At 48.7% G+C, this 13,818-nt stretch carries 13 protein-coding genes and 1 tRNA gene; 3 read left to right on the plus strand and 11 right to left on the minus strand.

Annotated features, from left to right (window positions below; genetic code table 11):
• Positions 1–209 precede the first annotated feature (209 nt).
• Both AB1656_13580 and AB1656_13585 read left to right on the plus strand, forming a co-directional pair.
• Positions 210–1,184 (plus strand): permease, encoded by a 975-nt coding sequence (locus AB1656_13580; protein MEW6236413.1) that lies wholly within the window; start codon positions 210–212, stop codon positions 1,182–1,184.
• A gap of 186 nt (positions 1,185–1,370) precedes the next feature.
• A tRNA-Arg gene (locus AB1656_13585) sits at positions 1,371–1,444 on the plus strand.
• Between the two features lie 382 nt (positions 1,445–1,826).
• Here the strand turns inward: AB1656_13585 and AB1656_13590 are convergent.
• The 10 genes from AB1656_13590 to AB1656_13635 form a co-directional block, all read right to left on the minus strand.
• Positions 1,827–4,901, minus strand: a complete 3,075-nt coding sequence (locus tag AB1656_13590) for a type I restriction endonuclease subunit R (GenBank protein ID MEW6236414.1) — start codon at positions 4,899–4,901, stop codon at positions 1,827–1,829.
• Positions 4,902–4,945: 44 nt separating this feature from the next.
• Positions 4,946–5,146 carry a DUF2283 domain-containing protein gene (locus AB1656_13595; protein ID MEW6236415.1) on the minus strand — a complete coding sequence of 67 codons (201 nt, stop codon included), beginning with the start codon at positions 5,144–5,146 and terminating at the stop codon, positions 4,946–4,948.
• Positions 5,143–5,394, minus strand: coding sequence for a DUF4258 domain-containing protein (locus AB1656_13600; protein MEW6236416.1), 252 nt, complete (start codon positions 5,392–5,394; stop codon positions 5,143–5,145). Before AB1656_13600 ends, AB1656_13595 begins: the two co-directional genes overlap by 4 nt.
• 2 nt (positions 5,395–5,396) lie before the next feature.
• Positions 5,397–6,644, minus strand: a complete 1,248-nt coding sequence (locus tag AB1656_13605) for a restriction endonuclease subunit S (GenBank protein MEW6236417.1) — start codon at positions 6,642–6,644, stop codon at positions 5,397–5,399.
• A 26-nt stretch (positions 6,645–6,670) separates the two neighbouring features.
• Positions 6,671–7,597 (minus strand): Abi family protein, encoded by a 927-nt coding sequence (locus AB1656_13610; protein ID MEW6236418.1) that lies wholly within the window; start codon positions 7,595–7,597, stop codon positions 6,671–6,673.
• A 158-nt stretch (positions 7,598–7,755) separates the two neighbouring features.
• Positions 7,756–9,306, minus strand: coding sequence for a class I SAM-dependent DNA methyltransferase (locus AB1656_13615; GenBank protein MEW6236419.1), 1,551 nt, complete (start codon positions 9,304–9,306; stop codon positions 7,756–7,758).
• Positions 9,307–9,861: 555 nt separating this feature from the next.
• Entirely contained in the window at positions 9,862–10,008 is a 147-nt protein-coding gene (locus AB1656_13620) for a terminase small subunit (GenBank protein MEW6236420.1), read from the minus strand.
• A 201-nt stretch (positions 10,009–10,209) separates the two neighbouring features.
• Positions 10,210–10,623 (minus strand): hypothetical protein, encoded by a 414-nt coding sequence (locus tag AB1656_13625; GenBank protein ID MEW6236421.1) that lies wholly within the window; start codon positions 10,621–10,623, stop codon positions 10,210–10,212.
• Between the two features lie 329 nt (positions 10,624–10,952).
• The gene (locus tag AB1656_13630; protein MEW6236422.1) at positions 10,953–11,690 is read right to left on the minus strand and encodes a hypothetical protein; all 738 of its coding nucleotides are present in this window, start codon (positions 11,688–11,690) and stop codon (positions 10,953–10,955) included.
• 269 nt (positions 11,691–11,959) lie between these two features.
• Entirely contained in the window at positions 11,960–12,187 is a 228-nt protein-coding gene (locus AB1656_13635) for a hypothetical protein (GenBank protein ID MEW6236423.1), read from the minus strand.
• Between the two features lie 128 nt (positions 12,188–12,315).
• Here AB1656_13635 and AB1656_13640 point away from each other — a divergent pair, with 128 nt between their 5' ends.
• Positions 12,316–13,119, plus strand: coding sequence for a hypothetical protein (locus tag AB1656_13640; protein MEW6236424.1), 804 nt, complete (start codon positions 12,316–12,318; stop codon positions 13,117–13,119).
• Positions 13,120–13,187: 68 nt separating this feature from the next.
• On the opposite strand, the gene AB1656_13645 is transcribed toward AB1656_13640, so the two are convergent.
• On the minus strand, positions 13,188–13,730 hold the full coding sequence (locus tag AB1656_13645; protein ID MEW6236425.1) for a terminase small subunit: 543 nt from the start codon (positions 13,728–13,730) through the stop codon (positions 13,188–13,190).
• Positions 13,731–13,818: the final 88 nt, after the last annotated feature.

The raw sequence follows: 13,818 nt of genomic DNA on the forward strand, positions 1-13,818 counted from the left end.
CATCTCCCCTCCCGCCTCGCCCAAGAAAACGTCGATCCCCGCATCCCATGGCTTTACAACTTCAAACTTGACTTTCGCTTTCGCTAACCGTAGAGTCAAATTTTCTCCCCCTTATAAATCCTTGAAGCTTGGGGGAGGTCTAGGAGGGGGTTGAGATAAGTCTAACAAAATCAACCCCCCTCTAACTCCCCCCAAGCTTGGGGGGAGAATTGAAAAGAAAATTATACCATTTTTACAAGAACCTCAAACGAATGCTAGATGCTCTAAACAGCTATGTCGATTTATTCCGCGATTCGCATACATTCCGCATCGCGGGAGAGATGGCTTTGTTGTTTTACTCCATTTTGCCCGGCTTGATTGTTGGACTCTTTTTATCGACCTGGCTGCTGGCGTGGAATCCCATCGAACGCATCCGAAATTGGCCGCGCTCGCGCAGCCTATTCGTTGTCATACTCATGGCCGCTGCCGGAGCCGTATCTCCCTTTTGCTCTTATTTGGCCGTTCCCGTTGCGGCCGTCTTGGTGGGGGGAGGCGTTCCTCCCGCGCCGGTGATGGCTTTCCTCTGCGCAACGCCGCTGATGAATCCAACGTTGTTCGCCATGACCTGGAGCGTATTCGGTTGGCCGATGGCCGCCGCCCGCGCTCTATCGGCGCTGGGATTCGGCATTCTCGGCGGACTCTTGGCTTATCGCTTTGAAGAGCGCATCCGAAAGTTCATCCAAGATCGTCCGGCGCAAGCCTTGTTCTGCCATTCGAATCATGACGGCGGCGCTTCTTTCGCCCAACGTTGGCGGCGTGCGTTCTGGCATACGGGATGGTTCGTAGTGAAATACGTTGGTCTGGGAATCGCCATCGCCGCCATCGTCAAGGAATTTATTCCGATAACGTGGGTGGAAGCGGCGGTGGGGCGCGGTTATGGGCGCGGCGTATTGGTAGGATCACTGCTTGGCATACCCCTCTACGCCTGCGGAGGCGGGACTATCCCCTTCATCCAAGTATTAATGAGCATGGGCATGTCCCCCGGCGCCGCTCTCGCGTTTTTCGTAGCAGGACCGGCGACGAAGTTGCCGACGCTGGCTGCTATGAAAGTGACGCTGGGCGCATCTATGACGGCGTGTTACGTTAGCCTGAGCATCGCATGGTCGTTGCTGGCGGGGATGCTTTTTCAGTTTTTAATTTCTTAACATACCCAGAGCGGGATATTGGTTTCATCAATGAATAGGCGGAAAGGGATTATGAAATTTATAATTTTTTATTATGATGAATTGGTTCCACAATAGGAATTTTAGAGTATGATTTTGGCGTCTTTGATGATGCGGTTTGTGAAAATAAGAAGACGTAAAATCTATTAACCGCAGAAAAAAAAATATGCGCCTGTAGCTCAGCAGGATAGAGCGCCGGATTCCTAATCCGTCGGTCGCGCGTTCGAATCGCGCCAGGCGCATATTGATTTCATTAGGCTTACAGATTAAAAACTGAAGAGTTTATTTCCCTGAGTGAGCATAGAGTGAGCACTTGAAAAAAAATCCCCCGGTTGGGAATCTTCCAGGGTTCAAATCTTCGGCGCCGTTCCAACCTTGATTGAATCAGCCCTAAAGCATGACATCCAGATGCTTATTCAGGAAGTGAATAGACGATGGAATTTTCATAAGTCATTAATATTCATCTGGTTATTCCCTATCATCTCCTATCCATGATTTTTCCATGCTACCCCAGTGCTACCGCCAGAGAGAAAACAGGGGCGTTTTTTGGACGTATCGCGCCGTAAAAGAGAAAAACGCCCCGGATGATTTCTTTCATAGGACGAATCATCTTTCGAGCATTTTTTATGCCGCCCATTCTTCCGATAGGAGTTCCGCTTGTTCGAGGACCGTTTGGGTGGCTTTCTCTTGTTTATCGGGGGGGTAGCCGTATTTCCTTAGAATTCGTTTCACGATAACCCGGATATGCGCCCGGACGTTTTCTCTAACCGCCCAGTCGATGGTTACGCTTCCTTTTACCGCCTTGACCAAATCTTGGGCGATTTGTTTTAGGATTTCGTCGCCCAGAACCTTGACCGCGCTATCGTTGACCTCCAAGGCTTCGTAAAAAGCGATTTCGTCTTCCGTCAATCCCAATTCCTCCCCGCGCCGATCCGCTTCTCTCATCTCTTGGGCCAGCGCAATGAGTTCTTCGATTACCTGAGCGGTTTCTATGGCTCGGTTCTGATAGTTTCGGATCGACTTCTCCAGCATTTCGGCAAAGGAACGCGCCTGGACGATATTTTTCCGGCTGCGGCTCTTAATCTCGCCGTTCAGCAATTTTCGCAGCAACTCCACGGCTAAGTTCTTTTGGGGCAGACTGCGAATCTCCGCTAGAAACTCATCGGATAGAATCGAGATGTCCGGTTTCTTTAAACCGGCTGCGGCGAAGATATCAATTATCTCATCGGAGGATATGGCGCGGGAAACGATTTGACGTATGGCGAATTCCAATTCTTCATCAGTCTTACGCTGGCCGGTTTCGTTTTTCATCAAAACGGCGCGTACAGCCTGGAAGAATCCTACGTCGTCTCTTATTTTAAGCGCCTCTTCGCGTGGAATTGCCAAGGCGAAGGCTTGGGATAATTCCTTCACCGCTTGAATGAGACGGTTTTTCCCATCTTCTTGCTTTAAAATATGTTCTTGCGCCGGGGGCAGGATTCGGAGTTTTTCCGCTGGAACGCCGCTTTTCCATTTCGACCAATCGAATCCATAAAAAAGTTCGCAGCAATTTTCATATTTCTCCAAGAGAATAGCCACGGCTTCTTCTTGATCGATAGCCGTTTTCCCTTTGCCGCCGCTTTCCGTATAATCGGCCAACGCCCGCTTCAATTGATCGGCAAGACCAAGGTAATCCACCACCAAACCGCCGGGTTTATTCTTGAAAACGCGATTCACTCTGGCGATAGCCTGCATAAGGCCGTGTCCCCGCATAGGCTTATCGATGTACATGGTATGAAGACATGGCGCATCGAAGCCGGTCAGCCACATATCCCGAACAATGACGATCTTGAATGGATCGTTAGAATTCTTGAAACGTTCGGCCAGTTCTTCCCGCTTATTCTTGTTGCGAATATGTTTTTGCCATTCGACAGGATCGGACGCCGAACCCGTCATGACGATTTTCATCCGGCCTTTATCGTCGTCATCGCTGCCCCATTCTGGGCGGATTGCGGCGATGGCTTCATAGAGATCGACGCATATCCGGCGGCTCATGCAAACGATCATCGCCTTGCCGTCCATCGCATCCAGGCGGTTTTCAAAATGGATCGCCAAATCCTGGGCGATTAATTTCAAGCGTTTTTCTGTTCCAACTAAAGCCTCCAACGCGGCCCATTTGGTTTTAAGTTTTTCTTTGCGTTCGATTTCTTCTCCTTCCGTCACTTCTTCGACGGCGGGATCGATTCTTGGGCGTTCCTCCTCTTTCAATTCGATCTTGGCTAACCGGCTTTCGTAATAAATGGGAACGGTTGCGCCGTCCTCTACCGCTCGTTGGATGTCGTAGATGCTTATATATTCCCCAAATACGGCCCGCGTGTTTCTGTCGTTCGATTCGATGGGCGTTCCGGTAAAGCCGATGAAGGAGGCGTTGGGCAAGGCGTCCCGCATGTGCCGGGCAAAACCGTCGATAAAATCGTATTGGCTGCGATGCGCTTCATCGGCGATGACGACGATATTTAAGCGATCCGATAGAAGCGGATATTGGCCGTCATTTTCTTCGGGAAAGAATTTTTGAATTGTGGTGAAGACGACGCCTCCAGCTTCCACGCGCAGCAACTCGCGTAAATTGGAGCGGCTTTCCGCTTGGACGGGCGGCTGTCGTAAGAGATCGCAGCAGCGGGAGAATGTCCCGAAGAGTTGGTTGTCCAAGTCGTTGCGGTCTGTAATAACAACCAAGGTAGGATTTTTCATTGCTGGATGAGGAATCACTCGCCCCGCGTAAAACGCCATCGTAAGGCTTTTTCCCGATCCTTGCGTATGCCAGACGATCCCCGCTCGACGGTCTCCCTTTTGGCTTGACGAGATAACGGTTTCTTTGATAGCGCGGTTTACGGCGTGGTATTGGTGATAACCGGCCATCTTTTTGAACAGGATTCCGGCGCCATTGTCTTCAAAGACGATGAAGTAGCGGATCAAATCGAGAAAGCGGCGTTTTTCGAACATCCCTTCCAACATGACCTGCAATTGGGGAATATGGCTGTCCGCGGGTTCTTCGCCTTCAATCGTCCGCCAGGGCATGAACCATTCTCTATCGGCGGTTAGGGTTCCCGCGCGGGCTTCGAGGCCGTCCGAAATCAAGAGGGCTTCGTTATAAGCGAAAAGCGAAGGAATCTCGTTTTTGTAGGTTTGCAGCTGATTGAATGCTGTCCAGATAGTCGCGTTCTCATCGGCGGGATTTTTCAGTTCTATTATCGCCAAAGGCAGGCCATTCACAAAAACCACAATGTCCGGGCGGCGATTATGGCGGTTTTCTACGACCGTGAATTGGTTCACTGCCAGCCAGTCGTTATTTCCCGGTTTGTCGAAATCGATAAATTTAGCCAAATCCCCCGCGATGGAACCGTCTTCTCTTTGATATTCCACAGGAACGCCGCCAATCAGCATCTTGTGAAATGTCCGGTTATTGGCGGCGATGGTTGGCGCATCGAGACGAGTAATCTTTCGGAATGCCTCATCCAACGCATCGGCGGGAATGGCGGGATTGAGTCTTTCCAGCGCTTGACGCAGTCGATTTTCGAGAACCGTTTGTTCGTAGGTTTCCCGCTCGGCGAAAGGTTCGCCGGGAACGATAGCGGGGCCGAATAGAGTTGAATAACCAATGGCTTCCAGCCAGGAAAGAGCGGCGGATTCGACGGATGACTCGTCAAATTTCGAGGACATAGTAGAATCTCAAATGTAATTGCGGATCGCCTATGCAAAAAACCTTAAACCGCTTCGTATTGCAACGAGCGCAGATTGACGGCGGACGAACGTTTCGATAGATGGAGAATTTCTACGCCGACCACTTCGTTCTGTTCGTTGAAATCCAGGATAATCCCCGGCGATACTTCTTCCGAATCGATAATCTTGGATTCGTCAATTCGGAAATAGAGCGCATCCGTTTTCTCGTCGATTGTCAACCTCATAATTTCCCTCTCATTTTACGATCGTAATATACCGTGACGATGTTCGCCGGTTCCGCGTTTCGATTCAACACCACCCGCAAGGCGCGGTTTCCATATTCAGGCATCCGGCGCAATCGATGTTCCAATTCCGGATCATCCCGATCCGGTTCGATCCATTCGGGATCGTTTAACGCCCGCTCAACATATTCTAACGGTATTTCGCGTTCCTTTAATACCTTTTCAGCGTGTTTGGTTAGCGTGTATTTCATGGTCAATGGATAAATCTTTCCGCATCCTTTACCCTGAGTTCGCCGGAAAGGAGCTTGGGTAGAAGGGTATCGCGAAGGGCGGCGAGGGCGTGGGACTCGCTCTTCAAAGCGTCAACCTTCTCAAATAAGCTGTTCACTATACTGTGAAATCGGCTTAGCAATTTCGTGCCGGGGAAAGAAAAAAGTTGTGACTTTAGATCAGATTGTGTCAAAAGAGGCTGGGTCGATCCTCGGTTAAGTGATTTAAAGTCAACGCGCTCAAGGTTAAGATACAGAAACTCGAAAACTTCTTTATCCCTTGAAAGCAATACCAAAGTGTTGTCCGAAGGCCAGCATGGAGAAGTTATTCTAAATACTGAACCAAGGGTGCCGACTCGCCCAGTTAGCAAAATAGGTTTATTATATAGAGATTTTGGTACATAAGCAATTAGTCCATTACCGCCCCATAAGGGTATGGAAGCATCTGTAGTGGGGAGTGTATGTCTATTTTGGGGGCATTTCCCACTTGATATAACTGAGATGTCTTCGAATGTTGCTACCCGCCACCCCTTCGGAATCTCCCCCAGTTCCGAATCTTCGAACGAATCGGGGAAGAGATCGGCGATGTGCGGGGGGAGGCCGGAAACGCGGCCTTCAGCCTTGGCGCGCACGGGATCGAAATCCACAAACCAGGATTTGAAGATCGCCCGCGCCATCGCTTCCAGGGTTTCATTCATCCGCCGGTTCATCTCGATCTTGTCGTCGAGAGTTCCGAGAATATGAGCAATGGCGCGTTGTTCGGGGAGAGAGAGCACCGGAATCGGCAGACGTTCGAGAATTGGAATACGCAGATTGCTTACCGTCGAACCAGTACCTTCATTTACAAGAATTTCATGACGGACTTCGCGTGATTGCAATGCGTATAACAAGTATCTCCCGCTGCACTTATTGCCGTCAGGGCGAATTAGCACCATCCGTTGTCCAAGGCAGCAACGTAGTCCATCGGGAATTTCGCAAACTTCCCCCATAGGTGCTTCACGAGTGATTACCAAGTCGCCTTTTAGAGGCTTAGCGCGGCGGATTCGTTGTTGATAGTGTTCCTCATCCGTGAAACTCGAAGAACTCAAATCAAGTCTACCATTGCGAATGTTTTGATTTCTCAGAACGACTACACCAGAATCTGTCCAAGTAGGTGTAGAGTGTGGGCAATCTACGATCTTCTTGCATAATTCTTGAAGAGGGACTTTTGTTTTAGCAACATCAATCGCCATAGCTAGGTTCCTCCCAATTAGTGGATTTATATTCCGGCAAGATAATCCATTTCTTTCATGTTCCGCCAAATGGGGCATTGTTCCCAATTCTTTGGAAATCCCATACTAACGAGGGGAATATTTGGAAAATCTTTCAACAAGGAAAACATACGATTTGACCAATGGCTTTGGGGAGCAATTCGATTCAGACAATACTGACAGATAGTCAGAACAATAAAAATGCGATTGTTGGGTACTGGTTTAGAGAAATTCCATAATGGATTTTTATTGAGATAGGGTAGTTTTGGTTTGATTCCGAGTTCTCGATTCCACAATCTGCCATGATGAGCGCATATATTTCTTATTACATTAAGCGTTAACAACCATGAATCAAATACAGCATCAGGAACGCCGAAGAATTTTGAGATATCTTTTTGAATAGTGCAATCCATACCGCGAAAAAACGATAAAACGCTTCCAAATGTCATCACTTCCGTTGCCATCCATATTGGAAGAAACGTATGACTATCACCATATTTTTTATAAAAATGATCGACAAAAGTCTCACGGCTTCTATCAATCTCATCCTTTACTCGTTGAAGAAAAAGAGAGTATTTCTGAGTATCTAATTGGGGCATTGAATTTGGATCATCAGCATAACAAAATGCTCCATATCGATGAGCATGATGATACGCGATTTGAGTTCGAACGGCGATTTCAATCCTTTCAATCGCATCCATGATTAAAATCCGTAAATGACGATCGAACACATAGCGGTTCCACACTGTGTCAAACGTCAATCCAGATTTGAAGGAATCATCGGGATTTCGATACGGATACCAATACCCACTCAAGCGATAGTAATTAACGGATTGGAGGCGGTAAATCATAATCTCACGGTCGCCTTGCATACCCCGTGACAAAAGAAGATCGGCTTGTTTTTCGAAGGAAAGAGGAGGCTTAATATAAATCATGATAAACCTCATGAATGAGCCATAAAAAAGAAAAACCCACCGAAGTAGGCATACAAAGTAGAGGCCCGGCGGGTGTGCTAACCCTTATTAATAGCGGATGAACCGCAAAAATCAAGGGTAAATCGAAAGAAATGATTACTCTTTTCCATTGAGAATTATCACAAGCCATAGCCCAACTCCTTAAGATTCTTCCATATCGCTTTATCCAATCGGGCGGCTTCGGCGCATTGTTCCTTAAGCGTAGCCGTAAGGTGGGTCATCTTTTCTTCGAATGGTTCGCCGTCGTCTTCCACGGCTTCCGCTCCAACATATCGGCCAGGAGTTAAGATATAGCCATGCTGACGGATTTCATCCAACATAACCGATTTGCAGAAGCCGGGGATGTCCTCGTAAGGCGCGAGGCCACGCGCCCCAGAGTCTCCGCGCCAGGCGTGATAGGTGTTGGCGATTTTCTGGATATCCTCATCGGATAATTCGCGATGCACCCGGTCAATCAGGATTCCCAGCTTGCGGGCGTCAATGAATAACACATTGCCGCGCCGGTCTCGAAAGCGTCCATTCTTTTTGTTGCGGGCGATAAACCACAGGCAGACGGGAATTTGGGTGGAGTAGAAGAGTTGCCCCGGCAATGCCGCCATGCAATCCACCAAATCGGCTTCGACGATGTTCTTGCGGATTTCGCCTTCGCCGGATTGATTGCTGGACATGCTGCCGTTCGCGAGAACAAAACCGGCTATACCCGTAGGGGCCAAGTGGTGAATAAAATGTTGCATCCAAGCATAGTTCGCATTGGAGGCGGGCGGTTTTCCGAATTTCCAACGCATATCGTCGCGGAGCAGATCGCCGCGCCAATCGCTGCTGTTGAACGGCGGATTCGCCAGGATGTAATCGGCTTTCAAGTCGGGATGAAGATCGCGATGAAAACTATCGGCGTGTTCCTTGCCTAAGTTGCCGTCAATGCCCCGGATCGCCAAGTTCATCTTGGCTAGGCGCCGCGTTGTAGGATTCGATTCCTGCCCATAGATGCTGATATCGCCAATGCGTCCGCCGTGGGCTTCCACGAATTTTTCACTCTGGACGAACATTCCGCCCGATCCGCAACAAGGGTCATATACGCGCCCTTTGTACGGAGCCAGCATTTCAACCAACACCTGGACGACGCAACGGGGAGTATAAAACTGCCCGCCCTTCTTCCCTTCGGCGCTGGCGAATTGGGAGAGAAAATACTCATACACCCGCCCTAAAATGTCTTTGGAGCGATTGACCTTATCGCCCAAACCGATATTCGCTATGAGATCGATCAATTGCCCTAAGCGGATTTTATCAAGAGAAGGGCGCGCGAAATCCTTGGGCAAAACGCCTTTCAGCGTAGGATTATCCCGCTCGATGGCAGTCATCGCGTCGTCAACAATTTTTCCAATCTGGGATTGCTTGGCGTTGTCTTGAAGAAAAGCCCAACGCGCCTCTTTAGGAACCCAAAAAATATTCTCGGCGAGATATTCGTCCTGGTCTTCCGGGTCGGCTCCGTGGGCGCGTTCCGCCTCTAACTGGGCGTGTTTTTCCTCGAACGAATCGGAGATATATTTCAAAAAAATCAATCCTAAAACGACATGCTTATACTCGGCGGCGTCCATATTGTTGCGCAAAGCGTCCGCCATTTTCCAAAGTTCTTTTTCAAAGCCAAGATTGGCTCCATTGTTCTGCGCCATAAGGAACCTCATTTGAAACTTTTATTCTCAAGCGGTTGCTGGCAAGTAAAATCTTGAGGGCATCCTTCCCCAATGTTCCCAAAAACGATTCATTAGACAATATTATTTAACAAAAGTCCATTCCTCTGCTTATTATCGCACAGATAAAACAAGCCGCTTATCGTAGACGAGCTGACCAAATAGAAATAGAAGAAAATCGTCGTCTCTTCCGGCCTTGATCGTTCGAATCCGCCTCACCGGATCGCGCCGAATAATAAGCACCGAAAGGGGAACATGCCAGGGCTTGGGGAATAAGTGGGGGATGAGAGGGGTCTATTCGCCGCCGGATGAGTTCATTTCGCCCGTAAGTTTTTTCTGGTATTCCGCCACTGCTTTTTCCCATGTTGGAATCATCCACTTTTTTATTGAATAGCGCTAAGTGCTTGCCCAAGAGTTCAAGCGCCTTGAGTCTGTCGCTCGTTTTCTCGTCCGGCGTAAAGGCGATAGCCCCTATGGCCTGAATGACTCTGTCGGCGTCGATGCCCGTTCGCTTGGAACACGCCACTGCCGCCGCACCTATCGCTTTTTGAATGTCAAGTTTTGTTCGGCGATGCGTCCGGCGGTTCGCTTGGAGTAGCCCGCACGGATCGCCGCGCCGGTTTCGTTCAAGTCAACCTGGTATTCATCGACGAACCGTTTTTGCTTTGGAGTCAGCCTCGTCATTTTTGTCAAAACCTCAACTTATAGCCTACTCGCGCCCACGCCTACTCGTCCAGGATCGCCCACAATCCCGCCGGATAAGGCGTAGCGTGGGGAGTCGGCGATAATTATTTCCCGGCAATGGTTTCCATCGGCTGGCAAATAATTATTTCTCCGATGGCTACAGCGAGCAAGCGCGAATGGTTCCCGGCGCATAGGCGGCATTTAAATGAATCGCAACGGGCAATGATAGCGGCAAAATTGGCGAATATTTCTCATGGTGGTGATAGGCGTTCCGATCAAGGGGCAAATTTGCCCCTTGATCGTCCACAAGAGGAAGCGGCAAAACTTCTCAATGGGGGGGGTCTCATCGCCCGCGTCGGAATAGTTCAACCTAGGCCATGCTTGCCCTATTGGATGCCCGTTCCCGTCGATGGGTTCGCCGCCGCGCCCTATACTTTTTTCTTTTAAAGCAAACGGCCTGCTTTGGGAGACAAGGCTTATTGAATACTCGTTCCCAAAGGCAGCTACTCCGCTCTGAGTTGTTATCTCATCCATCCCGCTTTTTTTTCTTTCGCTCATGCTTTGAGTTCCCACCTGGCAGGGCGTATGCTCCCACGTCATCGAATTCGCTTTCATTTTAAGAGCCTTTGCCTTTTGCTTTTGAACGTTTTTCCGAGTTTTCATTTCCAGCGTTTCCGGCGGTTCAGCATCTCGGTTTTTTTCGAGATCGGAACAAGAAGGGTTGAAGGGAATTCTTTCCCTTATTTCTTATCAATAAAATTCTAGCTCACTTCAAGTTCATCCGTCTTAAATGGGTATCACAAAAACGGGAGTTAAAACGCCTTTTTGTGATACCTACGCCTTAACACCTACCGAATGCCTTTTCGTAACACCTACGCCTTAACACCTACTGAGCGCCTTTTTGTGATACCTACCAAACGCCTTTTGTGATACCTACCGAATTTTCAAGATGGATACGGCGTCCAGGGCTTTCGCGCCTTTTCCCGGCGTTCCTTTGCGAGTGAATACTGTTTCTGAATACATGCGTTTTCATTCGCCGTCAGTTTCTCGTCAACTGCGCAGATACTCCAATCCTTGAAACAGAGTTTGAATTTTGCGTCCGTGAACTCGAATAAATGGGAGCCACCCTTAAACATGAAATCGTTGTAAAGACGCTCTACCTTTTTCACCGCATCGCTTTGCGGGATATTGGTTAATTCGCATAAGTCCTTTTTGGTTATGAAAAAGCCGCCAGGTTCATCGCCGCGATACTTTTTCAAGGAAAACCAGAGTGCAAGGTATACCCAAACATCGGCATGAGTGAACCAGCCTTTTCGAATATAGGCTATGAGATGCTCGAAGGTGTACCGCTGTATCGGCGCAAAGAAAACGCCATCGCCTTTCACCGGCGGCGCCGCCCAGCCGCATTCTAGGTATTGCGTAGCCAAGTTACGCCCTTGCATACGAAAACCAGGCATCGTTTGTATCCATTCCATCGCCTGAAACTTTTTTCGCGCTTGACGAACCTTTGAAATGCTCATTTTCAGGACGATGGTAATTTCCAAGTCGGAACGATAAAACTCCCCCGATAAGTTGAACTCGGATATTATCCATAGGAGATAAATTTTCTCCATAGGCGTCGCCGCTTTGAACTTTGGATGCGCTATCAACGATGCGCTTAAAGGAAACCATCCATCGGCCATTTCATCATCTCCATTTCTTGAATGGAGAGTCGGTTTTCATGCTTGAAATGACGCGCATTTCTGGTATGATGTAGGGCATTGAATGACTCACCATTTCTCGCCCGCTGCCCCGTAAGCACGACGGGCGTTTTCTTTTTTATCGGCCACCCAACCGGCAACGGCCAACGCCGCCGCCGGATCCGTTCCTTACATTCGCGATTGAAATAACACTTGGTATAACATGACAGGGCGATGGTTCTTTTTTTTCGCCCTGCCATTGCCAAACGGCGTCATCGTTGCGCCGCGTCCATCGCCAACCGCGCCACCGCGCCGCTTCCGTCAACATCGGATGTACTCGCTCGTAGCCGCGCTTCGATCCAACGATCAAGATCGATTTTCCGATAACGAACCGCCCGCCCGCTTATTCGAACGTAAAGCGGGCCAGTTCCATAAAGCCGCCATGCTCTTAATGCCGATTGTTTGAAATTTAGATAAAACGCCGCTTGTGTTTCTGTCATCAATATCTCTTGCATCATCCTTACTCGCTTTCTATGGTAATTTGTAAACTTAATGTATAATTTATATCGAACGTTTGGCCATAGGGGGGATACTGGACAAGGTTTTTTTAGGCAAAGGAGTTTTTTTCATGAAAAAGACAAAAGGAAAACAAGGCAGCGCCGTTCCGCGCCCTTTTGACGAAGTTAGCCCGGTATATCGAAAATACAAAATTTGTCCAAGTAGGCCACTGAGTCGGCAAGAATTTTTTGCTCTAATAGATTGGCAGGATTCTTATGAACGCGATTTTCGAAAGTGCTTATTAGATAAAATTAATGATTTCATTTTAAGCGAATTGAAGGGAATTTGCGGGATTGAGATTGGCGCATTCGAAGATTATGACGATGATTTGCTTTTAAGCATATCTAGGGCTACTGATAAATTTGCAAAAATAGTGATGAAATATCCAAACCGTTGCTACACATTCATCCCGCCGCCTAATCCGCCGCCTGAATATTATTTCACAGCCTTCTCTTCACTGCGATGCTTTGCTCGTTACAAGATGCCAGTTGACGATGCAATCAATGAACGTCTCAATCTGCTTTCGGCCGCTTCCGATCTCGTTTTTACTATTAGCCAGGCCATCCGTAAAAAGGACATCAACCGGGCGTGCGCCAATTCTTTTAAGCTAGGAAGAGTCATGCTGTTTTTGGGTATAGCCAAGTTTGAGGATTTTTGTCGTATCGGCCAGGTATGCACAGAGAAGGGGAAGGAAGGCGCCGCCGCCCGCTATATTGATTCAACGAAGGCGCAAACTAAGCAGGATGTTTGCGAGAGGTTCGATCAATTGAGGGAAGAGCGTTCCAATAAATCGAAGGAATGGATATATAATAAGATTCATAGCGAGTTTAACATACCCTCGCGAACGATTCGCCGATGGATAACCGGGAAGTAAGTTTTTCGCTTCATAGTACTCGGCTGGAATCGTCCGGGAACAACGTAAAGCCGCGCCCATAGATATATCTAGGCGAACGCCATCTCCCGGCGTTCCGGCAACGGCTCAGGCTCGTGGAATATCGCTGTCTCATACGTTCGGCCTGCGATTTTTTCCCTATTTTCTTTTGGGATTTCCTTGTCCGTCTCATCGTTCGAGGGCGGGATTTCGGGTGAAGTTGTGAGCGAAAAGGCGGCGACGCGCTTGCGCGCGGCCTCAAGGCGCGCGGCGAGCGGGGTAACATCTAGTTCAATTCGTTGGGGTGCGGAAAAGCCGCCTATCTCTGCGATCGCTCTCCAGGCTGCGACACGGACGGATGGCGTACCGCCTTCACTTTTATGGAGTTCGGCCTCCTTTAGCAGCCCAGTCAAGATTCGTTCCAATGTGAGTTCGTGTTTGGCGTTGCGTTCGGCTTGGAGTCGTTCCAGTTCCGCGCGAATGTTAGGATTGGAGAGCAAGTCACTCCCAGTTTCTTTGGCGCATTTTTTTGAGTATCCAGCGCGAATCGCGGCGGCGCTCGCATTCCAATCGATTTGATATTCCTGGATAAATCGTTCCTGTTTAGGCGTCATTTTACCGTCATTTTCCCTATATTTGGCGTATAAATCGCTGATTTTGCCCTATATAAGGCTTATTTTAGCCTAGAAATGCCTTATTTCA

The organism is Candidatus Omnitrophota bacterium, assembly GCA_040755155.1.
In the GTDB taxonomy this organism is placed as follows: domain Bacteria; phylum Hinthialibacterota; class Hinthialibacteria; order Hinthialibacterales; family Hinthialibacteraceae; genus JBFMBP01.

Bases quoted from the DNA above. Each gene is read 5' to 3' on its own strand.
- AB1656_13635 (MEW6236423.1), bottom strand. From the start codon at position 12,187: ATGACAGAAACACAAGCGGCGTTTTATCTAAATTTCAAACAATCGGCA.
- AB1656_13645 (MEW6236425.1), bottom strand. From the start codon at position 13,730: ATGACGCCTAAACAGGAACGATTTATCCAGGAATATCAAATCGATTGG.
- AB1656_13590 (MEW6236414.1), bottom strand. From the start codon at position 4,901: ATGTCCTCGAAATTTGACGAGTCATCCGTCGAATCCGCCGCTCTTTCC.
- AB1656_13610 (MEW6236418.1), bottom strand. From the start codon at position 7,597: ATGATTTATATTAAGCCTCCTCTTTCCTTCGAAAAACAAGCCGATCTT.
- AB1656_13595 (MEW6236415.1), bottom strand. From the start codon at position 5,146: ATGAGGTTGACAATCGACGAGAAAACGGATGCGCTCTATTTCCGAATT.
- AB1656_13625 (MEW6236421.1), bottom strand. From the start codon at position 10,623: ATGAAAGCGAATTCGATGACGTGGGAGCATACGCCCTGCCAGGTGGGA.
- AB1656_13640 (MEW6236424.1), top strand. From the start codon at position 12,316: ATGAAAAAGACAAAAGGAAAACAAGGCAGCGCCGTTCCGCGCCCTTTT.
- AB1656_13615 (MEW6236419.1), bottom strand. From the start codon at position 9,306: ATGGCGCAGAACAATGGAGCCAATCTTGGCTTTGAAAAAGAACTTTGG.
- AB1656_13605 (MEW6236417.1), bottom strand. From the start codon at position 6,644: ATGGCGATTGATGTTGCTAAAACAAAAGTCCCTCTTCAAGAATTATGC.
- AB1656_13630 (MEW6236422.1), bottom strand. From the start codon at position 11,690: ATGGCCGATGGATGGTTTCCTTTAAGCGCATCGTTGATAGCGCATCCA.
- AB1656_13620 (MEW6236420.1), bottom strand. From the start codon at position 10,008: ATGACGAGGCTGACTCCAAAGCAAAAACGGTTCGTCGATGAATACCAG.
- AB1656_13600 (MEW6236416.1), bottom strand. From the start codon at position 5,394: ATGAAATACACGCTAACCAAACACGCTGAAAAGGTATTAAAGGAACGC.